At 66.6% G+C, this 20,487-nt stretch carries 19 protein-coding genes; 6 read left to right on the top strand and 13 right to left on the bottom strand.

Features of this window, described 5'->3' with window-relative positions:
- Positions 1 to 74: 74 nt before the first annotated feature.
- Positions 75 to 1,406, top strand: a complete 1,332-nt coding sequence (locus tag ASE13_RS06020; RefSeq protein WP_056612659.1) for a dicarboxylate/amino acid:cation symporter — start codon at positions 75 to 77, stop codon at positions 1,404 to 1,406.
- Between the two features lie 406 nt (positions 1,407 to 1,812).
- On the opposite strand, the gene ASE13_RS06015 is transcribed toward ASE13_RS06020, so the two are convergent.
- Together ASE13_RS06015 and recA are read right to left on the bottom strand one after the other, a co-directional pair.
- Complete coding sequence (locus ASE13_RS06015) at positions 1,813 to 2,436, bottom strand: glutathione S-transferase family protein (RefSeq protein ID WP_056612657.1); 624 nt, start codon at positions 2,434 to 2,436, stop codon at positions 1,813 to 1,815.
- Between the two features lie 196 nt (positions 2,437 to 2,632).
- On the bottom strand, positions 2,633 to 3,703 hold the full coding sequence (gene recA, locus ASE13_RS06010) for a recombinase RecA (RefSeq protein ID WP_056612655.1): 1,071 nt from the start codon (positions 3,701 to 3,703) through the stop codon (positions 2,633 to 2,635).
- Between the two features lie 162 nt (positions 3,704 to 3,865).
- On the opposite strand from recA, the gene ASE13_RS06005 reads away from it, so the two are divergent.
- Positions 3,866 to 4,411: a 2OG-Fe(II) oxygenase gene (locus ASE13_RS06005; protein WP_056612653.1), complete on the top strand. Its 546-nt coding sequence runs from the start codon at positions 3,866 to 3,868 to the stop codon at positions 4,409 to 4,411.
- Between the two features lie 156 nt (positions 4,412 to 4,567).
- Here the strand turns inward: ASE13_RS06005 and ASE13_RS06000 are convergent, their stop codons facing one another.
- The 3 genes from ASE13_RS06000 to ASE13_RS05990 are packed head-to-tail and all read right to left on the bottom strand — an operon-like array spanning position 4,568 to position 8,605.
- Positions 4,568 to 5,374 carry a 4-(cytidine 5'-diphospho)-2-C-methyl-D-erythritol kinase gene (locus ASE13_RS06000; protein ID WP_056612652.1) on the bottom strand — a complete coding sequence of 269 codons (807 nt, stop codon included), beginning with the start codon at positions 5,372 to 5,374 and terminating at the stop codon, positions 4,568 to 4,570.
- Positions 5,374 to 6,948, bottom strand: a complete 1,575-nt coding sequence (locus ASE13_RS05995) for a tetratricopeptide repeat protein (RefSeq protein ID WP_156404753.1) — start codon at positions 6,946 to 6,948, stop codon at positions 5,374 to 5,376. The genes ASE13_RS06000 and ASE13_RS05995 overlap by 1 nt, the downstream gene beginning before the upstream one ends.
- Positions 6,949 to 6,952: 4 nt before the next feature.
- Positions 6,953 to 8,605, bottom strand: coding sequence for an electron transfer flavoprotein-ubiquinone oxidoreductase (locus ASE13_RS05990; protein WP_056612650.1), 1,653 nt, complete (start codon positions 8,603 to 8,605; stop codon positions 6,953 to 6,955).
- Positions 8,606 to 8,735: 130 nt separating this feature from the next.
- Here ASE13_RS05990 and ASE13_RS05985 point away from each other — a divergent pair, with 130 nt between their 5' ends.
- The 3 genes from ASE13_RS05985 to moaB are packed head-to-tail and all read left to right on the top strand — an operon-like array spanning position 8,736 to position 11,768.
- Positions 8,736 to 9,458, top strand: coding sequence for a uracil-DNA glycosylase family protein (locus ASE13_RS05985; protein ID WP_056612648.1), 723 nt, complete (start codon positions 8,736 to 8,738; stop codon positions 9,456 to 9,458).
- A complete protein-coding gene (locus ASE13_RS05980) occupies positions 9,455 to 11,251 on the top strand; it encodes a lytic transglycosylase domain-containing protein (protein WP_235536861.1) in 1,797 nt (598 codons plus the stop codon). Before ASE13_RS05985 ends, ASE13_RS05980 begins: the two co-directional genes overlap by 4 nt.
- Positions 11,241 to 11,768 (top strand): molybdenum cofactor biosynthesis protein B, encoded by a 528-nt coding sequence (gene moaB, locus ASE13_RS05975; RefSeq protein WP_056612646.1) that lies wholly within the window; start codon positions 11,241 to 11,243, stop codon positions 11,766 to 11,768. Before ASE13_RS05980 ends, moaB begins: the two co-directional genes overlap by 11 nt.
- Positions 11,769 to 11,915: 147 nt before the next feature.
- On the opposite strand, the gene ASE13_RS05970 is transcribed toward moaB, so the two are convergent.
- Both ASE13_RS05970 and ASE13_RS05965 read right to left on the bottom strand, forming a co-directional pair.
- Positions 11,916 to 12,446, bottom strand: a complete 531-nt coding sequence (locus ASE13_RS05970; protein WP_056612644.1) for a YbjN domain-containing protein — start codon at positions 12,444 to 12,446, stop codon at positions 11,916 to 11,918.
- Between the two features lie 59 nt (positions 12,447 to 12,505).
- Entirely contained in the window at positions 12,506 to 12,847 is a 342-nt protein-coding gene (locus ASE13_RS05965) for a VOC family protein (protein ID WP_056612641.1), read from the bottom strand.
- Positions 12,848 to 12,899: 52 nt separating this feature from the next.
- Here ASE13_RS05965 and ASE13_RS05960 point away from each other — a divergent pair, with 52 nt between their 5' ends.
- On the top strand, positions 12,900 to 13,970 hold the full coding sequence (locus ASE13_RS05960) for a PA0069 family radical SAM protein (RefSeq protein ID WP_056612639.1): 1,071 nt from the start codon (positions 12,900 to 12,902) through the stop codon (positions 13,968 to 13,970).
- Here the strand turns inward: ASE13_RS05960 and ASE13_RS05955 are convergent.
- The 6 genes from ASE13_RS05955 to rutB all read right to left on the bottom strand — a co-directional run bounded on the left by ASE13_RS05955 (position 13,967) and on the right by rutB (position 20,451).
- The gene (locus tag ASE13_RS05955) at positions 13,967 to 15,208 is read right to left on the bottom strand and encodes an SGNH/GDSL hydrolase family protein (RefSeq protein WP_156404752.1); all 1,242 of its coding nucleotides are present in this window, start codon (positions 15,206 to 15,208) and stop codon (positions 13,967 to 13,969) included. The genes ASE13_RS05960 and ASE13_RS05955 overlap by 4 nt on opposite strands.
- Positions 15,209 to 15,282: 74 nt before the next feature.
- On the bottom strand, positions 15,283 to 17,232 hold the full coding sequence (locus ASE13_RS05950) for an AAA family ATPase (RefSeq protein WP_056614795.1): 1,950 nt from the start codon (positions 17,230 to 17,232) through the stop codon (positions 15,283 to 15,285).
- A 263-nt stretch (positions 17,233 to 17,495) separates the two neighbouring features.
- A complete protein-coding gene (gene rutA / locus ASE13_RS05945; RefSeq protein ID WP_056612634.1) occupies positions 17,496 to 18,557 on the bottom strand; it encodes a pyrimidine utilization protein A in 1,062 nt (353 codons plus the stop codon).
- A 2-nt stretch (positions 18,558 to 18,559) separates the two neighbouring features.
- Positions 18,560 to 19,333, bottom strand: a complete 774-nt coding sequence (rutD, locus tag ASE13_RS05940) for a pyrimidine utilization protein D (protein ID WP_235536860.1) — start codon at positions 19,331 to 19,333, stop codon at positions 18,560 to 18,562.
- The gene (rutC, locus tag ASE13_RS05935) at positions 19,330 to 19,713 is read right to left on the bottom strand and encodes a pyrimidine utilization protein C (protein ID WP_056614791.1); all 384 of its coding nucleotides are present in this window, start codon (positions 19,711 to 19,713) and stop codon (positions 19,330 to 19,332) included. Before rutC ends, rutD begins: the two co-directional genes overlap by 4 nt.
- A 3-nt stretch (positions 19,714 to 19,716) precedes the next feature.
- Positions 19,717 to 20,451, bottom strand: a complete 735-nt coding sequence (gene rutB, locus ASE13_RS05930) for a pyrimidine utilization protein B (RefSeq protein ID WP_056612629.1) — start codon at positions 20,449 to 20,451, stop codon at positions 19,717 to 19,719.
- Between the last annotated feature and the right edge of the window lie 36 nt (positions 20,452 to 20,487).

Genomic DNA, 20,487 nt, shown 5'->3' with positions numbered 1-20,487 from the left:
ACGGCCGCGATAGGGTGCTTGACCCGGCCGCGACAATCCCCTTCCCTGCCGCGAACATTTCCTGGGGGATCCTTGTGGGTAAGCGACTGACGTGGTTCATTCTGGCCGGGCTGCTGCTGGGTGGCCTGATCGGCTGGGGACTGAATGTCGCCTATGACGACGGCACCGCGGCGGGAACCGCGCGCCTCGCCGCGATCAGCTACTGGTTCGACATACCGACCCAGATGTTCCTCCACCTGATTAAGATGATCATCGCGCCCTTGGTGGTCTCGACCTTGGTCGTCGGCATCGCGCATATGGGCGGCACCGGCGCGATCGGCCGGGTGGGCATCAAGGCATTCTTCTGGTTCGTCACCGCCAGCCTCGTCTCGCTGACCCTCGGCCTTTTGCTGGTCAACCTCCTCCAGCCGGGCGTCGGCCTCAATTTGCCGCTGCCCGACGCGGCGGCATCGAGCGGAGTCGATCGCTCGGGCTTCGACGCGGCCAAATTCTTCATCCACATCGTGCCGACCTCGGCGATCGATGCGATGGCGACCAACGACATCCTCCAGCTGGTGATCTTCTCGCTATTCTTCGGCGTCGGGCTCGCGGCGGTGGGCGAAAGAGGCGCTCCGCTGGTCCGCGGCCTCGAGGCTTTGGTCGCGGTGATGCTGACGGTCACCGGCTATGTCATGCTGTTCGCGCCGGTGGCGGTGTTCTGCGCGGTGGCGCGGACGCTGGCGACACGCGGGCTGGGCGTGGTCGGCGACCTCGCTTACTTCATGGGCACCTTCTATCTTGGCCTGTTCACATTGTGGGCGGTGCTGCTCGGCGCCTGCTTCGTGTTCGTCGGGCCGCGCACCGGCACGCTGCTGCGCTACCTGCGTGATCCGATCCTGCTCGGCTTCTCGACCGCTTCGTCCGAGGCCGCCTATCCGCGGACGCTCGAAGCGCTCGACAAGTTCGGGGTGCCGCCGCGGATCGCCAGCTTCGTGCTGCCGCTCGGCTATTCGTTCAACCTCGACGGCTCGATGATGTACATGACGTTCGCGTCGATCTTCATCGCGCAGGCTTACGGCATCCACCTCGACTGGGGGACGATGATCACGATGCTGCTGATGCTGATGATCACCAGCAAGGGCATTGCCGGCGTGCCGCGCGCAAGCCTGGTGGTGATCACCGGCACGCTGTCGCACTTTCAGATCCCCGAGGCCGGCATATTGCTGATCCTCGCCGTCGACCATTTCCTCGACATGGGCCGCACCGCGACCAACGTGATCGGCAATGCCGTCGCCGCGACAGTGGTGGCGCGCTGGGAAGGGCAGCTCGATCCGCCGCAATCTCCCGATGCGGAGATCGTGTTGCCGCACGCGCCGCTCGCCGGGGACGAGGAACGGTTCGAGGATTACGGCAAGCCTCCAGCCTGAGCTGGTCGCCGAGGCTTAAATTGACTCAGTTGGCGGAAACGCGGTCGATCTCGTAACTTTCTTGCGTGGACTTTTCGCCGCTGCGGGGCATCAACCAGGTCAAAGAGCGGCCGGGCTTCCGGCTTCCCGAGGCAAGCAGACGAAATCCTACATTGCAAGGGTTGCGATCTGAACGTGCCGGACGGCTGGGTTGCGAACCGTTCACGCGCCTGCTTTGATCGACGGGCATTTCTCTTCGTCATCCCGCGAAAGCGAGGACCCATCTCAAGCATTATCCACGAGCGCGCCGGTGCATTTTGCCGCTCGCTCAGGAGCTGGGTCCCCGCTTTCGCGGGGATGACGGTCAGGGTTAGGCTGTATCGACATTCATTTCTCTCTCCCACTGGGAGAGGAGAAGAACCCCGGCCTAGGCATAAGCATAAGGCCCGCCGGCTTTCAGTGCCGCCTGATAGGCTGGCCGGGCGTGGACCTTCTGGAGCCAGGCGGCGATGTGCGGGCGGCCTTCGGTGGCGGCGGCGCGGTTGGCTCCGGCTTCGAGCGGGAAGCTCATCATGATGTCGGCGGCGGTGAAGTCCTTGCCGGCGAACCAGGGGCGCGCGGCAAGCTCGGCTTCGACATAATCGAGATGGACGTCGATCATCGGCTGGTACTTCTTCTGCGCGGCCTTGCCGAACAGCGGGACGCGGCCGAGCACCAGCTTGACGTACAAGGGCGGCATCAACGAGCCCTCGGCATAATGGAGGAAGTGGCGATAGCGCAGCGCATCGTCGCGATGCGCGGGCGCGCCGAGGCGGCCGTCGGCCTTTTCAACCAGATGTTCGACGATCGCCCCGGTCTCGGCGACGACGAGGCCGTCATCGTCGATCACCGGCGACTTGCCGAGCGGGTGAACCTGCCGCAGCTCGGGCGGCGCGAGCATCGTCGCCTTGTTCCGCCGATAGCGCTTCACCGCATAAGGAAGCGCAAGCTCCTCGAGCAGCCACAGGACACGCTGCGAGCGTGAATTCTCGAGGTGATGGACCGTGATCATGTTGGATTGGCTTCCCTTAGCTTCGCACTTTGCCCGCGGATTCGCTCATTAAGTTGCGCCCATAAGCAACAAACGGAAAGACCCGGCGCAGGGCAATGCGCCGGGTCTTCCGATGGGCTGAGCCCGTGACCGCCGCTGGCGCGGTTCACGCCGGCGCGGTCGAAAAACTAATGGGGTCAGGCGAAACCGCATTCGCTCAGAGATCGTCGTCCGGCTCCGGACCGGCCATCAGCCCTTCGGCGACCTGATCGGTGCGGTTGCGGATCGCGGCTTCGAGGCGCGTGCAGAGTTCGGGATTTTCCTTGAGGAAAGTCTTCGAATTCTCGCGGCCCTGGCCGATGCGGATGCTGTCATAGCTGAACCACGCGCCCGATTTCTCGACCAGCCCGGCCTTGACCCCGAGATCGAGGATCTCGCCGATCTTGGAGATGCCCTGCCCGTACATGATGTCGAACTCGACCTGCTTGAACGGCGGCGCGACCTTGTTCTTGACGACCTTCACGCGCGTGGTGTTGCCGATGATCTCGTCGCGGTCCTTGATCTGGCCGGTACGGCGGATGTCGAGGCGGACCGAAGCGTAGAATTTGAGCGCGTTGCCGCCGGTCGTGGTCTCGGGATTGCCGTACATCACGCCGATCTTCATGCGCAGCTGGTTGATGAAGATCACCATGCAGCGCGAGCGGCTGATCGAGCCGGTGAGCTTGCGCAGCGATTGCGACATCAGGCGCGCCTGGAGGCCGACATGGCTATCGCCCATCTCGCCTTCGATCTCGGCACGGGGCACCAGAGCCGCAACCGAATCCACGACGAGTACGTCGATCGCGTTCGAGCGGACCAAAGTGTCGACGATCTCGAGCGCCTGCTCGCCGGTATCGGGCTGCGAGACGATCAGCTCGTCGATATTGACCCCGAGCTTCTTGGCGTAAACGGGATCGAGCGCATGCTCGGCATCGACGAACGCCGCGGTGCCGCCGCCGCGCTGCGCCTCGGCAATGACGTGGAGCGCGAGCGTGGTCTTGCCCGAGCTTTCGGGGCCATAGACTTCGATGACGCGGCCGCGCGGCAGCCCGCCGACGCCGAGTGCGATATCGAGCCCGAGCGAGCCGGTGGAGATCGTCTCGACCTGCATCGTCTCCTTCGAGCCGAGGCGCATCGCGCTGCCCTTGCCGAAGGCGCGGTCGATCTGCGCCAATGCGGCGTCGAGCGCCTTCTGCTTGTCCGTGGATACTGCCATGTTGCCGTCGATCACCTTGAGGGAAGCTGCCATTTTATATCCCCGTCGCTAGAGCGTTTGACTGCCGCGTTCAACCTTGCGTGTGCAGCATGTACAGCATTTGTTCTCATGGAACAAGAGGGGAACTTCCCGCGGCCGAAACGGGGCATTCCGCGCGCTATTGTCTCTCGGTACGCGCCGTCCTAGCCAAGAGACGTGGCCCTGCCCTTTCTCGATTTTCCCGAGGCGTTCGATGCCTCAGAATGCGAGGCGATCCTTGCGCTTGCGGCGCGGGAAACCCTCGAACCGGCGACGGTGTGGAACGGCGCCGCGAATCATGTCGATGCGCGGACGCGGCAAGCCGAGCGCTGTTACTGGCCCCGCGATTGGGAGACCGACTGGATTTATCAGCGGCTCGACACGCTGTTCGCCGAGGCCGCAGTGCGGTTCGAGACCGAGGTCGATCCGGTATTCGAGGACATTCAGTTCGTTCGCTACTGCGCGGGCGCGCATTTCCAGACCTGGCATTCGGATGCCGGGGTCGATCGCTATGAGGAACGACGGATCTCGGTTTCCGTCGAACTCTCCGATGCCGACGATTACGAAGGCGGCGTGCTGGAGATCGCGCCGGCGATGGGGCTGGTGCGGACGCTGCCGCGCGGCGGAGGACGGCTGTTTCGGTCGCGGATGATCCATCGGGTCACGCCGGTGACGCGGGGAATTCGGCACGCGCTGGTGGCGTGGACGGGGAAAAGGGGATGAAGGTTCTCGAGCATTCCTCCCTCGCGTAGCGGGGGGCATGCGAAGCATGACGGGAGGGGCTTGGCCGCGAGCGATTTGCCTGCGGCTGCGCCCCCTCCACCACCGCCTTTGGCGGCGGTCCCCCTCCCCCGCTCCTGCGGAGCGAGGGAGGAATTTTCAGGCGAGCCTGGTCTCGACGCGCCACCAATCGGGGCGAGCGATACTGGAAGCCGCCTTCGCGCAAGCCTCTTCGCTCTCAAACAGCGCAAAACAGGTGGCACCCGAACCCGACATGTGGGTGAGCATGACCCCCGGCTGTCCGGCGAGCGCACCCAGCACTTCGCTGATCACCGGGGCAATCGCGCGGGCCGGGGCTTCGAGATCATTGCGGCCGGCGAGCGGATCGGGGCTGAGCGGTCCACGATCGACGCCGTCCCAGCGGCGGAAGACCTCCGCAGTGGAGACCGCGACGCGGGGGTTTACGAGCAACACCGGTGTGCCGGGCATGCCCGGTACCGGCTGAAGCTGCTCGCCTCTGCCCTTGCCCAGCGCAGTCCTGCCCAGCAGGCAGGCGGGGACGTCCGAACCCAGGGCGTCGGCGATCGCGAAGAGCCGGGGATCGTCGAGTGCCACGCCGTGCAGCTTCGCCAGCGCACGCAAGGTCGCCGCCGCGTCAGTCGAGCCGCCGCCGATGCCCGAGGCGACCGGCAGGTGCTTCTCCAGCTCGATCGCGTGGGCGCCGCCGCCGAATACCTCGGCGAAACGCGTCGCGGCGCGCGTGACGAGATTATCGCCTTCGCCGGTCAGCTTGTCGGCGAACGGTCCCGTGATCCGGAAAGCGGGCGCCTCGGCAGGGGCGATCCGCAGCACGTCGCCGAATTCGACGAACGCGAACAGCGTCTCCAGCTCGTGATAGCCGTCGGGGCGGCGGGCGCGGACGTGGAGCGCCAGGTTGAGCTTGGCGCGCGCGATTTCGGTCAGCATCAATTGGGCCGGGGCTTCAATCCGTGCGCGAGCTTGGCATCGAGCCGCGCAGTCGCGTCGTTTTCGGCGGTGAGCGCCGCGGCGCGCCATGCATAGCGGGCCTCGTAATGCCGCCCCAGCCGCCAATAGGCATCGCCGAGATGCTCGTTGGCGCGCGCCGCGGCGGGATCGCCCTGCACCGCGCGCTCGAGCAGGGGCAATGCCTTCGCGACATCGCCGCTCTGGTACCAGGCCCAGGCGAGCGAATCGGCGATCTCGGCATCGTCGGGCTTGAGCGCCCGGGCACGCTCGAGCAGCTTCTGCGCCTCGGCGATGTTCTCGCCGCGCGCGACTTGCGCATAGCCGAGATATTTGAGCGCGGGCGCCTGATCGGGACCCAATGCCACTGCGCGCTGGAGCGCCGGCAGCGCCTCGCTCCAGCGGCCGGCACGATCGAGCGCGCGGCCGTGGAGATAGTGTAGCAGCCAATTATCCTGACCGCCGTCGCGCGCGATCGCGGCGCCATAGGCCGCGGCGGCGAGATCGAAGCGGCCCTGATCGACGAGCAGGTCGCCCCAGGTTTCGCTGTCAGCGCTGGTCGCCTGCGCGCCGGTGGCGAGCGTTCCGGCGAGCGCCAGCGCCTCGTCGGTGCGGCCTGCGCGGCGCAACACCGCGACACGGCCCGCCGCCGCGCCGCGCACGAAGGGACTGTCCTTGCCCACTTCCGCCAGCACGCCGAGCGCAAGATCGTGCGAGCCGCCCCGCGACAGTGCCTCGGCGAGGAACAGGCGGGCGCGGTCGTCGCGGGGATCGAGCAGCAAAGCCGCGCGGGTGAGCACCACCGACAGCGATTCCATGTCCTCGCCGGCAATCTCGACCGCGAGTTCGAGGAACATCCGCGAGGCGCCGAACGCGGCATCGGGCTTGTCGCGCTTGCCGAGCTGTTTGCGCAGCCGCTCATATTCCGGGCGGTCGCCGGCGAGCAGCTGGCGCGCGGAATCGCGCGCGCCGGTCTCGCCGAGCAATGTCGCCGCGTCGATCCGGGCATCCTCGCTGTCGCTGACGGCGAGTTCGGAGGCGATTGCCGCCATCGCCTCATGGGTGCGCTTCGATGCGATCAGCAGCAGCATGCGGTGCCGCTGGGTGTAGCGCCGCGCGAGCGCATCGCCGGGGGCGGAATCGAGCAAGGCGACGGCGTCCTCGCTGCGATCGAAGGCGAGCCATGCCCGGAGCGACGGCGCGAGGAAGTCGAACGGCCCCTTGGCAAGCAGATCGGCTGCGCGCCGGGCCCCGACGGCGTCACGGCTTTTCAGCGCAATCGCAAAGGCGAGCACCGCGGCATCGGGCGGCGCAACCCCCGCCTTGACCAGCACGGCACCGGCGCGGCTGGCGAGGACATAATCGCCCACCGCGAGCGCCTGGCGATAGGCGCGCAATGCGATGACCGCGTCGTCGGGCGCGGCGGCCAGCGCCTCGGCATAGCCCGCGGCGGCGGCCTGTGCCGCGCCCTCGGCATCGGCGGCACGGGCACGGACATAGGCGGTCGGATCGGGCGCGGCGTGCGCGAGCGGCGCTCCGACGAGGAGCAGCGCCAAAAGGCTACATGTTCGGGTAATTGGGGCCGCCGCCGCCTTCGGGAACCACCCAGTTGATGTTCTGGGTGGGGTCCTTGATGTCGCAGGTCTTGCAGTGCACGCAATTCTGCGCGTTGATCTGGAACCGCAGATCATCACCTTCCCCTACGACCTCGTACACACCCGCCGGACAGTAACGCTGGGCCGGCTCGGCGTACACCGGAAGATTGTAACCGATCGGGATGTCGGGATCCTTGAGCGTCAGATGGACCGGCTGGTCCTCCTCGTGATTGGTGTTCGAGATGAACACCGAGGACAGCCGGTCGAAAGTGAGGACGCCGTCGGGCTTGGGATATTCGATCGGCGTGGCTGCGCTGGCGTGCCACAGGCTCTCGTGATCGGGATGGTGCTTCATCGTGAAGGGCCAGCGCAGCCCGATCAGTTCCATCCACATCGCCGCGCCCGAGAGGATCGTGCCCCAAATGTCGCCGAACTTCTTGACCAGAGGCACGACGTTGCGGACGCCGCGCAGCTCCTTCTCGACCCAGCTGGTCTTGTAGGCCTCGGGATAGGCGGTGAGCTCGTCGTTCGAGCGGCCGGCCTGCACCGCAGCGAAGGCGGCTTCGGCGGCCATCATGCCGGACTTCATCGCAGTGTGGGTGCCCTTGATGCGCGGCACATTGAGGAAACCGGCAGTGTCGCCGATCAGCGCGGCGCCGGGCATCACCAATTTGGGCACCGACTGCCAGCCGCCGTCGCTGATCGCGCGGGCGCCGTAGGAGACGCGCTTGCCGCCCTTGAGGATCGCGGCGATCGCCGGGTGGGTCTTCCAGCGCTGCATCTCGTGGAAGGGCGAGAGATAGGGGTTCTTGTAGTTGAGCCAGACGACGAAGCCCAAGGCCACCTGCCCGTCGGCCTGGTGATAGAGGAAGCCGCCACCGTTGGACTCGCCGTCCTTGAGGGGCCAGCCCTGGGTGTGGATCACCTTGCCGAGGAGGTGGTTCGCCGGGTCGATATCCCAGAGTTCCTTGATGCCGATGCCATAGACCTGCGGCTGGGCACCCCTGCACAGGTCGAATTGGCGCTGCAGCTGCTTGGAGAGATGGCCGCGAACGCCCTCGCCGAACAGGGTGTACTTCGCGTGGAGCTCGAGGCCGGGGGCGTAATCGGGCTTGTGGTGCCCGTCGCGGGCGACGCCCATGTCGCCGGTGGCGACGCCCTTCACGCTGCCGTCGTCATTGTAGAGAATCTCGGCGGCCGCGAAGCCGGGGAATATCTCGACGCCCAGCTCTTCGGCCTTGCCGGCCAGCCAGCGGCAGAGATTACCCAACGAGCCCGTGTAGGTGCCCTTGTTGTGGAGAAAAGGCGGCGTGATGAACTCGGGGAAGCTCGCTTTGCCCTTTTCGGTCAGGATCCAGTGATGGTTCTCGGTGACCGGTGTGGCGGCGAGCGGACAATCGTCGCGCCAGTCGGGCAGCAGCTCGTCGAGCGCGCGCGGATCGACCACGGCGCCGGACAGGATATGCGCGCCGACCTCGGAGCCTTTCTCGAGGATGCACACCGAAAGCTCCTGCTCGCCCTCCGCCGCCAGCTGCTTGAGCCGGATCGCCGCGGCGAGGCCCGAGGGGCCCGCGCCGACGATCACGACGTCATAAGGCATCGACTCTCGTTCACTCATCCTCTTAATCCCTGCCGAGTCTGTTCGTAGGACGTAGCGTCGCGCCTGTCGTCGTGGTTCCGCAACGTCCTGTCTGCTCGGGATTGGAAGAAGATTGACCGCGACGTCAACCAGGATTCAAAGATAGGGTATGGGAGGGGAACCGGTTCAGGATTGGCAAAAGGCCATCGCGAGCACGCTCGAATGGTGGCGCGACGCCGGCGTCGACATGCTCGTCGAGGACGATGTGCGCGACTGGCTGGCGCGGACGCCGCCGCCTGCCGCGCCCGCAGCGGCGGAGCTTGCCGTAGCGGCACCTGCGGTCGAGGCGCTGCCCGATACGCTCGAGGCGTTCGTCGAATGGCGGATGAGCGACGCCGCGCCCGAGGCCGGATGGCATATGCCGCGCTTCGTGCCGACGGGTCCGGCCGATGCCGAATGGGTGCTCGTCACTGACGTTCCCGAAGCCGAGGATTCCGAAACCCTGATGTCGGGACCGGCCGGCCGGCTGCTCGACAAGATGCTCGCGGCGATCGGATTGAGCCGCGAATCGGTCCATCTGCTGCCGCTCGCCTGGACGCGGCCGCTGACCGGACGGATCGCGCCGGCCGACGAAGCCCAGCTGATCGAGCTGGCGCGGCATCATTTGTCGTTGCTCCGTCCGCAGAAGCTGTTTCTGCTCGGACAATCGGCCAGCCGTGTACTGGCTGAGACGAACGGCGAATCCCTAACAAATCCTATACGCGCCGTTAACCAATTTAATGCCAAAACCCTCGCAGTGGCGAGCTTCCATCCCCGTTTCCTGCTGGAGCGGCCGGCGGCCAAGGGCGAAGCCTGGAAGCATCTGCTGCTGTTGAGCCGGGGGACCGAGTGATCAAGCGTACCATCCTTGCCGCGGCGCTGCTCGTATTGCCTGCGACGGCGCATGCCGACGACCTCAATGCCGACGCCCGCCCGGCCGTGCCGAGCGCGATGCGCGACGGCGACGGCGTGCCCGACCAGCTCGATGCCGATCAGCGCGCCGGATATCGCCGCGTGTTCGCCGCGATCCGCGCCGAACAATGGACCGACGCGCAGCTCCAGCTCGATTCGATGAAGCCCGGGCCGCTCCACGCCCTCGCCCGCGCCGAAATCTACACCGCCAAGAATTCGCCGAAGGTGGATGTCGCGTCGATCATGGCGCTGCTCGCCGAGGCGCCCGACCTGCCACAGGCCGAGCAGCTCGTGCGGATGGCCAAGGCACGCGGCGCGATGGACACGCCTGTCCTCCCCGCCGCCTCGCGGCTGATCTGGTTCGACGGCGCGCCGGTCCGCCAGCGCGCGCGTTCGATCAGGAGCGACACCGCCGCGACTTCGGTCGCGATCGAGATCCAGCCCTTCGTCAAGGCCGATGACGGCGTCTCGGCCGAAGCGGTGGTGGAGAAGTTCGCGCCCGACCTGACGCCCGAGGCGCTGACCGAATGGCAGCAGAAGGTCGCCTGGATCTATTATGTCGCCGGCGACGACGTCAACGCGCGCCGCGTGGCCGAAAAGGCCCAGCTCGGTGTGGGCGACTGGGTCGGCCAGGCCGATTGGGTCGCGGGGCTGGCGACGTGGCGGCAAGGCGATTGCAACGCCTCGGCGGACGCCTTCGAGCGCGTCGCGATGCGCGCCAGCGATACCGAACTCCGCTCGGCGGGCTTCTATTGGGCATCTCGCGCCGACATGGCGTGCGGGCGGCCGGAAAAAGTCGGCGTGCGGCTCAAGGCCGCGGCGCAGTTCGGCGAGACCTATTACGGGCTGCTCGCCAGGGCCGCGCTCGGCATCCAGGAAAAGCCGGTGACCGGCGAACGCTTCGTCGCTGAGGATTGGCGCGCGCTCGAGCGGCGCCCGAACGTCCGCGTCGCCGCGGCGCTCACCGAGATCGGCGAAGATGGCCTCGCCAACGAAGTGCTGCGCCACCAGGCCAAATTTTGCACCCCCGGCGACCATGCTTCGCTCACGCGCCTCGCCGGGCGGCTCAACCTTGCCGCGACACAGCTCTGGCTCTCGCATAACGGCCCGGCGGGCGCGCGGCCGCTGGTCCAGGCGCGCTACCCCTCGCCCAACTGGACTCCCGCGGGCGGCTGGCGTGTCGACAAGGCTCTTGTGTTCGCGCACACGCTGCAGGAATCACGCTTCAATGCCGAGGTCCGCAGTGCTGCCGGTGCGATGGGCCTCATGCAGGTCAAGACCGGCGCCGCGATCGACGTGGGCCGCCGTCAGGGCGTGACCTATGCCGCGTCCGATCTGACCAAGCCTTCGGTCAACATGGAGATCGGCCAGTCCTATCTCGAGCAATTGCGCGACCAGCCCTTCACGCAGGGGCTGCTGCCCAAGGTGATCGCCGCCTACAATGCCGGGCCGAGCCCGGTCGCGCTGTGGAATACGATGAGCCGCGATAACGGCGATCCACTGCTCTACATCGAGAGCATCCCCTATTGGGAGACGCGCGGCTATGTGATGACCGTGCTGCGCAATTACTGGATGTACGAGAACCAGGAGGGCCGCGCCTCGGCGAGCCGGCAGGCGCTGACACAGGGGTTGTGGCCGAAATTCCCCGGGCTGCCGGGCGCAAAGGCAGTCAAGGTCAGCGCGCGCCTCACTCCGCAGCTGCCGGCCAGCGCACAGGTTGCCGGTGGCAATTGACGAGACTGTCACGTTCCGGCCGGTCCGGATCGCGGTGCTCACTATTTCCGACACGAGGACGTTGGCGGACGATCGTTCGGGCGACCGGCTGGTCGAGCGACTGACCGGCGCGGGCCACGAACTCGCCGACCGCGGACTCGTGCGCGACGACGTCGAAGGGATCGTCAGCAGGCTCCACGCGTGGATCGATGATCCGCAGATCGACGTGATCCTCACCACCGGCGGCACCGGCGTTACCGGGCGCGACATCACGCCCGAGGCGCTGGCGCGGGTGTGGGACAAGGAGATCCCCGGCTTCGGCGAGCTGTTCCGCTGGCTGAGTTATCAGAGCATCGGCACCTCGACGATCCAGTCGCGCGCGACCGCGGGCGTGGCGCGCGGCACCTATATCTTCGCGTTGCCGGGCTCGACCGGCGCGGTCACCGATGCGTGGGACGGGATCCTCGCGAGCCAGCTCGATATCCGCCACAAGCCGTGCAACTTCGTCGAGCTGATGCCGCGGTTGATGGAGCGGTAGCAGGTTCAATCCTCCCTCGCGCAGCGGGGGAGGTGGCGCCGAAGGCGACGGAGGGGGCTTGGCCCCAAGCGACACTGCCCACGGCTACGCCCCCTCCACCAGCTTCGCTGGTCCCCCTCTCCCGCTTCGCGGGAGGAATTTTAGGGCTCAACTCTTCGGCTTGTCCGCCTTGGCATCCGGCAGGTTCAACTCTTCCTTGAAGAAGGTCGCGAGCTCGGCGAGCTGCGAATTCCACCAGGCAAGTACGTCGGCGAAGTTCGCCGCATTGAGTCCGCCGATGGTCGCAACGTCATAGGCGACGCCCAATTGTCCGTCGGTGCGGACAAAAGCCTGGAGAAAGCGCTTCTTCGAGTTCCACTTGTTGACGAATTCGGGCGTGTTCTCCGGCGCCTTTTCGAACACGGTTTCGAAACGCAGCGAGTCACAGTTCTTGTGATCGACGCAGCCATAGAAATAGATGTCGAAATGATAGGAGGATTCGTCGCTCTCGATCATCGGATCGCCGTCGCCGTCCTTGGTCAGCTTGGGCTTGAGCTCCGCTTTCTCCATCGCCGCCATCACGGTCTCGGGCTTGCTGGCGCAGATCAGGCCGGCACCACAGGGCTTGGCATCCTCGGCGGATGCCGGCGCGGACAGGCAAAGCGCGGCAATGCCGGTGGTGAACGGAAGCAGGCGCATCGATTTCCCCCTTGATGAACCGCGAGACTTAGCAGCCGCCTCCGTTCGCGCAATCCGCGCTATTCGGGCTCGTTGACGAAAACGCCGAGTTCGTTGCCGTCGGGATCGCGGAAGTGGAAGCGGCGGCCGCCGGGGAAAGCGAAGATCGGCACGGTCACTTCGCCACCCGCTGCCGTCACGCTGTCCAGCGCAGCCTCGAGATCCTGCACCTCGACGATCGGGAGCAAGTGCGTGATCGCCTGATCCTTGCTGCCGTTGAGCCCGATATCGACATCACCGCCGGTCGTCGCCGAATAATCGGGGCCGAAATCGGTGAAGGCCCAGCCGAATGCCCGGGCATAGAAATCGCGCACGCCCGCGACGTTCTTCACCGGCAGCTCTACATACGAAATACGCGCCATCTTTCCCTCCAATGTTCTTGCTATGTTCTAGCGCACGGCATAGCATGTGGCAATGGCAAAGACTCGGGCCATTCGCGGCGCCACGCTCAATCGCGACAGCATTCGCTTCAACCTGCCCGAACGCGAGGAGGACGGCGACTGGCGCGACGAACGCGAGACCGTGGACGGCGAGGCGCCGCCGCTGCGCACCACGGTAACGATCGAGAAGCCGAAGACGATCATCACGCGCAACAACTCGCCCGATATCGCTTTCGATCGATCGGTGAATCCGTATCGTGGCTGCGAGCATGGCTGCATCTATTGCTTCGCGCGGCCGAGCCACGCCTATCACGATCTCTCGCCCGGGCTCGATTTCGAGACGCGATTGTTCGCCAAGCCCGATGCGCCCGTGCTGCTGCGCGCCGAACTCGCGAAGCGCGGCTATGTGTGCAAGCCCGTAGCGTTCGGGACGAACACCGATCCCTATCAGCCGATCGAAGGCAAGTGGCGGATCACCCGCGGCTGCATCGAAGTGCTGGCCGCATGCGACCATCCGATCACGATCACCACCAAGTCCGATCGGGTGACCCGCGACATCGACCTGCTCGCACCGATGGCGGCGAAGGGGCTGGCGGCGGTGATGCTTTCGATCACGTCGCTCGATCCCCGGATCGCGATGACCGTCGAGCCGCGCGCGCCCTCCCCGGCCAAGCGGCTAGCGGCGGTTCGCACGCTGACCGATGCGGGGATCCCCGTGTTCGTTTCGATGGCGCCGGTAATTCCGGCGGTCACCGATCATGAGATGGAGCATATCCTCGAAAAGGCTGCGGAGGCCGGGGCGCGCAGCGCCTTCTTCCTGCCGGTGCGGCTGCCGCACGAAGTAGCGCCTTTGTTCCGCGCGTGGCTCGACACGCATTTCCCCGATCGTGCGGGCAAGGTGATGGCGACGATCCAGTCGATCCGCGGCGGGCGCGACAACGATCCCGATTTCCACTCCCGGATGCGCGGGCAAGGCCCTTGGGCCGAGCTGCTGCGCAAACGCTTCCACATAGCGGCAAAGCGCTATGGGTTGGATGGAGAGCGGTTGCGGCTGCGCACCGACCTGTTCCGCCCACCGCCGGGGCCACAGGGGGAGTTGTTCTAGTGCTTTCGCGGCGCCAGCACCGCCAGCGGCACGGCATCGGCCATCGTCTGGTACCCCACGATCGAGGGATGCAGCCCGTCGCCCGAGTCCAGATCGGGCCGCAGCCGCGTCGGGTTCGCCGGGTCGCGCATCGCGGCGTCGAAATCCACGACCGCGTCGAAATTGCCCGGCGCACGGATCCAGGCATTGACCGCGGCGCGATCGGCTTCGTTGGCGGCGTCGGGGTGGTAATAGCCGGAGGCACCGTCAGGCATGATCGTACCGCCGATCACCTTGATGCCGTGCGCCCGCGATCGGGCGACGATCTGCCGGAGCACGCCGATCATCTCGCGGACCAGAGCGGCATGCTGCTCGGGCGTCGCCGGCGCGTCGCGGGTGAGCGTGCCGAGATCGTTGATCCCTTCGATCACCAGCAAATGCGTGACACCGGGCGGCGACAGCACTTCACGCTCGAAACGGGCGAGCGCATTGGGACCGGTGCCGTCGAGCCGCAGCCGGTTGCCGCCGATGCCGGCGTTGAGCACTGCCATGTTGCGGGTCGCCGGATTGGCGCGCAGCCGCACCGCGAGCCGATCGGGCCAGCGGGCGTTGGTGTTGGGCTGGACACCATAGCCGTCAGTGATCGAATCGCCGAGGATGACGAGCGCCTGCGCGCCGGGCGCGTCGACTTCGACGCCGCCGATCACATACCAGCGGGTGGAGGTCTTCGCGCCCGTCAGCGCTTCGGCCATGACCTGCTGGCCGTGCGCGAAATGGCTGTGGCCGCGTGCACCGGGGTGGCCGGTCTGGCGATCGGGCGGGCTCGGCAAGTGGAGGGTGAGCGCTAGATCGGCGCCCGGGGCGACGGGCAGATCGACCGGATCGGAGAGATAATCGGCGCCGGCGGGGATCGTCACGCTTGCGCTGCCGCCGAACGCCAGCGGTTTCAGCGTAGCGGGAACGACGCGTGAGGAAGTGTTGTCGGCTGACAGCGCGACGCTCGCAGCACCGATCACGAGCGGCGCAGTGCCGAATGCGTTGGACAGCCGCACGCGCAGGCGCTTGCCGCCGATCGTGACGCGGACGATTTGCCGGAGTGTCGCATCGGTGAGGTCCCCGGCGGGCGCGACATTCTCGTTCGTCGGCACCATCTGCGAGGTCGCCCAGCTCGCCACCCAGTGCGATTTGTCCTGAGCAATTGCCGTGCCGCCCAGACACAATGCCGCCAGCAGGCCGATCAGCCCGCGCATCTTCGCCATCTGCATCCTCCACCGCACGATAGCGCTACCATAAGCACAGACGCCTTCGAGGCAATGGCCGGGGCGGCCGGGGTTCAGAACCCCAGCCGCCCCGTCGCCCCGGGCTTGGCCTCGACCTCGGCGCGGAGCCGCGCGAGGATGAAGCCCGTGTCCCCGCCGGCGAAACGGAGCTGGCGCCGTACGACCGCGAAATCGCCCGGCGTCAGATTGGCGATCTCCGCCAGCCCGGCGGGTGCCGGACTGCCGAAGAAGCGTTCCCACGCCGCCGCCGCGCGGGCCGGCCCGAGCGGATCGAGCTGGAGCTTGAACACGAAGCGCCGGAGCGCCGCGGGGTCGAGCCGCTCGACATGGTTGGTCGCCGCCACGAACGGCAAGGGGTGGCGATCGAGCCAGCTCAGCAGCTCGTTCACTTGCCCCACCTCCCAATTGCGCGTCGCGGTGCCGCGATCGAAGAGGAGCGAATCCACTTCGTCGAACAGCAACACCGCGCCGCGCAGCTCGGCCTCGCGAAACGACTCGGCAATCTGCTGCTCCGTCCCGCCCACCCATTTCGAGAGCAGATCCGACGCGCGCTTGACGAGCAGCGGCCGATCGAGCGCACGCGCGAGATGGTGCGCGAGACCGGTCTTTCCCGTGCCCGGCGGCCCAGTGAGCAGCAGCGAGATGTCCGCCGGCGCGCCCGGCGCGGCGATACCGGCGAACAACGCCTCGAGATCGCGGTCCGCTTCGAACAGCGAGAGGTCGACCGTGCCGTCCACCACCGGCACGGGCGCACCCCGCCGCAGCGCGAGGACGAGCGACTCGGCGGCGCGCCCGATATCCTCGGGCTCGCCGGCGAGCTGCCCTGCCCGCGCCGCGACGCGCAGCACCGACGCCGCCTCGGGCGCAGCGCCGACCAGCGCGCGCACCGCGTCGGGAAAGGCGACGCCTTCCTCGCGGCCGATGCGATCGAGCATGCCGAGCCCCGCCGCATGCGACGGCGTGCCAAGATGCAGGACATAGCTCATCCGCCGGACGATCGCCGGATCGAGGTTGCCGATCGCGTTGGTCGTCCAGAGCACAGGCACCGGATTGGTCTCGACCAGCCGGTTGACCCAAAGCTTCGATCCCTGGCGTCCGCGCATCCAGTCGCCCTTGCCCGGCTGCACGTCGCCGATCAGGTCTTCCATCTCGTCGAACAGCAACGCCGCGCCTCCGCGCTCGGCGAGCATGCGGTGCGCCAGCTTGAGCGCGTTGACGCGGTCCCAGCGAGTCGGTTCGTCGCCATCCTCATCGGCCTCACCCACGCTGTAGAGCGGCACATCGGCCGCCGCCGCGAGCGTGCGCGCGAGCTCGGTCTTGCCGGTTCCCGGCGGCCCGTGGACCAGGATGTTGACCCCCGCCGCGCGGGCACTGACCGCACCAGCGAGCAGCCGGACGAGAAAGCCGATATCGGCCTCGCGCCCGATGAAGTCGCCGGGGCCGAGCCGCGCCTGCTGGCGTGGGCCTACCGCGATCTCGAGCAGCCCGTCGGCATCGGCCACCGGGCGCTCGATCAACCGATCGACCGTCCAGCCGATGTCGATCTCCACGCCGCCGCCGCGCCGCGTGTAGAGCTTGACCAGCCCGAGCCGCAGCGGCTGCGAACGGCGCAGCGCGTGCGGCTCGATCCCCGCCAATTCGGCGAGCATCTGCGAGAGGTCGTATTCCTGCTCGGCGAGCACCTGGCCGAGCGCGCGGGCCCGTGGGCAACGCTCGATCGCCACTGCCGCGACGAGCACGCGCGTGTCCGCCGCATCGAAGCGCAGCGCCTCCGCCAGCCGCCACGCGACCTCGAGCGGGCGCACCGGGTCGCCCGGCACGTCGAGGATCGCCGGTTTGCGCAGATCGCGCCAGCCGAGCCGCGCCTTCTCATCGCGCTCGCCGAGCAGCCAGCGCGCATGCGGACGCGCCCAGCCGAGCACCGCCTTGGCCAGCGGCGTGGTGCCGGAGACATCCCGGCCGATCCGGAGCAGCATGCCCCGGACGATTTCGTGTTCGTGCATCATAACCCAATCCCGGCCCGGCTAGACGGTGCGCAGACGCGCGGCTTCGCTCGGGGCGTTTCATTCGTTTGTGGGATTTATCCGCGGGGGAGCAGCTGCCCTCCCCGCGACGCCTGGGTCAGGCGTTTACGGGAGAGTGCGGACGCTTCCCGGGGTGATCCCCGACAGGAAATGGAAGTCCAGCAATTCTCTTCTCCAATTCGCCCCGTGGCCGAGACCCGCGGGATGCGGGGCCCTAGCCTAATCGTTTCGGGTACGCAAGATCAGCCTTGGCGGCTCTTCATCAGCGGCTGGATGCGCGTGCCGAAATTCTCGACGCCTTCGAGGAAGTCGTCGAAAGTGAGCAGCACGCCGCCGGTATTGGGCACTTCGGCCATCTCGTCGAGCATCCGCGCGACGCTCTCATAGCTGCCAACTAAGGTGCCCATGTTGATGTTCACCGCCCCCTCGGGCGCGGCGAGCTGGCGGACATTGGTGGTGGCATTGTGCTTGTCGGCCGCGCCCTGATCCTTGAGCCAGGAGATCGCGTCGATATCGACGCCGTCATTGTACGACTTCCACTTGGCCATTGCCTCCGCATCGGTCTCGGCGGCGATGATCATGACGAGGACGAAGACCGAGACGTCGCGTCCGGTCTTTTCGGTCGCGGCGGCGAGGCGCTCGTTGTTGAAGGCGAAGGCGGTGGGCGTGTTGACGCCCTTGCCGAGGCAGAAGGCATAATCCGCCCACTTTGCCGAGAATGCGAGGCCTTCGTCCGAGGAGCCTGCGCAGATGATCTTCATGTCGCCTTCGGGCTTCGGCCGGACGAGGCAGTCGTCCATCTGGTAATATTCGCCCTTGAAATCGCTGCGTCCGGTTTCCCACAGCTCGCGCAGGATCCGGGCATATTCGTCGAGCATCTGGTAACGGTTGCGGAAATGCTCGTCGCCCGGCCACAGGCCCATCTGGCTGTACTCGGGGCGCTGCCAGCCGGTGATCAGGTTCAATCCGAAGCGGCCATGGCTGATGCTGTCGATCGTGTTGCACATCCGCGCGGCAAAGGCGGGCGGGATCACCAGCGTGGGGCATGTCGCGTAGATCTTGATCTTCTCGGTTACCGCGGCGAGTCCGGCCATCAGCGTGAAGCTTTCGAGGCCATATTCCCAAAACTCGGTCTTGCCGCCAAAACCGCGCAGCTTGATCATCGAGAGGAGGAAATCGAGGCCGTGCTTCTCGGCGCGGATCGCGATCTCCTTGTTGAGATCGAAGCTCGGCATGTATTGCGGCGCGTTCTCGCTGATCAGCCAGCCATTGTTGTTGATGGGCACGAAGACACCGACTTGCATGGCTATTCCCCCAGAAAATCGAGCACGAGGCGGTTGAAGGTTTCGGGATCGGTCACGTTGCAGGCGTGGCCGCCCCAGGGCATCGTTGCCAGTCTGGCTCCCGCGATGCCCTCCGCCAGCCGCGTCGAGCAGTTGCTGGGCACGAGCATGTCATCGGTGGCGGCGAGCGCAAGAGTGGGCGCGGTTATTTCGCCAAGATGCGCGTCGACATCGAAGGCGGCGAGCGCGGCGATGCGCTTCTCATAGGTCTCAGCCCCGGCGAAATGGGCGAGATGGGCCTCATCCTCGGCGGCGAGTCGCGCAGCGTTCTCGGACATCCAGTTGGCCGGATAGAGAAAGAGCGGCTGGGCGCGCAGATAGGCACGCGGGCCGCTGTCGCGCAGCAGTGCCAGCCGCGTCTCGAAGCAGCGCAGGAAATGCGGGTCGGGCGCCGACCAGCCATTGACGAGGACGAGCCGGTCGATGCGTCCAGGGGCCGTGAGTGCAGCCGCCAGCCCGGCTGCCGCGCCCGCGGCGTGGCCGATGATCGTGGCGCTGCGCAGGCCAAGCCCTTCGATCAGCGCGAGGATGTCGTCACCCAGCTGCTCGACCGTCACCGTCTCGGGCAGCGTGCGGTCGCTGCGGCCAGTGCCGCGATGGTCGTAGAGGATGACGCGGTGGCGCTCGGCGAGCGCCGGCAGGTTCGGCAGCCAGTAATTGCCCGATCCGCCCAGTCCCGCCGAAAGGATCAGCGGCGGGCCGCTGCCATGCTCCTCCCAATAGAGCCCATGGATCAACCGATGTGCGCCACGCTGGCGATCTCGACAAGACAGTCGGGCTTCACCAGATCGCATTTGATGCAATAGCGCGCGGGCTTGGCACCGGGAAAATACTCGGCATAGACCGCATTGAACGCGGCATAATCGCCCAAATCCTTGAGGAAGATATGGTTCATCGCCACGTCCTCAAGGGTTGCTCCCGCGGCCTCCAGCGTGATCCTGATCACGTCGAGCACGTGCCGGGTCTGCGCGGCAGCATCGCCGACATGGAGTACCACTCCCCCCTCGCCCAGCGCCAGCACGCCCGAGACATAGACCGTATTTCCCGCCTTCGCGCCGGCCGAATAGGGTGCGATCGGAGTGGGGAATTGCGGCGGGTTGATCGGTTCGAAAGGCATTATTTACTCCTTGGGGATCTGGCCGAAGCTGCCGCAGAAATCCGCGGTGGTGCTCACCCAGCCGAAGAATTTCTCGACATTGTACACCGTCGCCTCCTGCATCATCGGCGGACCGAGATGGTGCGTCGCGTCCTCGAGCATCACGCCGAAATATTCGAGGTGGAAGCCATCGCGCAGCGTGCTCTCGACGCAGACATTGGTGGCGATGCCGACGAACACGATCGTCTTGATGCCGCGAGAGCGCAGCACGGAATCGAGCTGCGAATTGAAGAAGGCCGAATAGCGCGTCTTGCCGATGACGATGTCGCCCGGCTGCGGCTTGAGCCCGTCGACCAGATCATAGTCCCAGCCGCCGCGTGCGAGCAGCTGGCCGGCCAGTTCGGGACGCTTGCGCATCGTCTTGAGCGCATTGGATTTGTGCCAATTGGGCGATCCGGGGCCGCCCGCCTCGACATAATCCGGGTCCCAGCCATTCTGCAGATAGACCACCTGCACACCCGCCCCACGCGCCACGTCGAGCACCTTGGAGATTTGGTCGATCGTCCCCGCCGCGCCCGAAATGTCGAACCCCGCCTGATCGACATAGCCGCCGGACGAGGCATAGGCGTTCTGCATGTCGATCACGACGACGGCGGTCTCGGACGGGACAACCCGGATCGGCTCGGGCCGCGCCGGCAACATCACCGCCGCCGCGCTCGCCGCTGCGGTTCCAACCGTCACGCCATCCGCCTGATCCATGCAGCGTCCTCTTTTGCGCATGCGAAGGTGAACCAA

The organism is Sphingomonas sp. Root241, assembly GCF_001428865.1.
Taxonomy (GTDB): domain Bacteria; phylum Pseudomonadota; class Alphaproteobacteria; order Sphingomonadales; family Sphingomonadaceae; genus Sphingomonas.
Note: the sequence above shows the minus strand (reverse complement) of the source record. Positions and strands in the feature narration are given on the sequence as shown.

Coding starts and splice junctions, on each gene's coding strand:
- ASE13_RS06015 (WP_056612657.1), bottom strand. CDS start 2,436: ATGATCACGGTCCATCACCTCGAGAATTCACGCTCGCAGCGTGTCCTG.
- recA (WP_056612655.1), bottom strand. CDS start 3,703: ATGGCAGCTTCCCTCAAGGTGATCGACGGCAACATGGCAGTATCCACG.
- ASE13_RS06000 (WP_056612652.1), bottom strand. CDS start 5,374: ATGCTGACCGAAATCGCGCGCGCCAAGCTCAACCTGGCGCTCCACGTC.
- ASE13_RS05990 (WP_056612650.1), bottom strand. CDS start 8,605: ATGAGTGAACGAGAGTCGATGCCTTATGACGTCGTGATCGTCGGCGCG.
- ASE13_RS05985 (WP_056612648.1), top strand. CDS start 8,736: ATGGGAGGGGAACCGGTTCAGGATTGGCAAAAGGCCATCGCGAGCACG.
- ASE13_RS05970 (WP_056612644.1), bottom strand. CDS start 12,446: ATGCGCCTGCTTCCGTTCACCACCGGCATTGCCGCGCTTTGCCTGTCC.
- ASE13_RS05965 (WP_056612641.1), bottom strand. CDS start 12,847: ATGGCGCGTATTTCGTATGTAGAGCTGCCGGTGAAGAACGTCGCGGGC.
- ASE13_RS05960 (WP_056612639.1), top strand. CDS start 12,900: ATGGCAAAGACTCGGGCCATTCGCGGCGCCACGCTCAATCGCGACAGC.
- ASE13_RS05955 (WP_156404752.1), bottom strand. CDS start 15,208: ATGGCGAAGATGCGCGGGCTGATCGGCCTGCTGGCGGCATTGTGTCTG.
- ASE13_RS05950 (WP_056614795.1), bottom strand. CDS start 17,232: ATGCACGAACACGAAATCGTCCGGGGCATGCTGCTCCGGATCGGCCGG.
- rutA (WP_056612634.1), bottom strand. CDS start 18,557: ATGCAAGTCGGTGTCTTCGTGCCCATCAACAACAATGGCTGGCTGATC.
- rutC (WP_056614791.1), bottom strand. CDS start 19,713: ATGCCTTTCGAACCGATCAACCCGCCGCAATTCCCCACTCCGATCGCA.
- rutB (WP_056612629.1), bottom strand. CDS start 20,451: ATGGATCAGGCGGATGGCGTGACGGTTGGAACCGCAGCGGCGAGCGCG.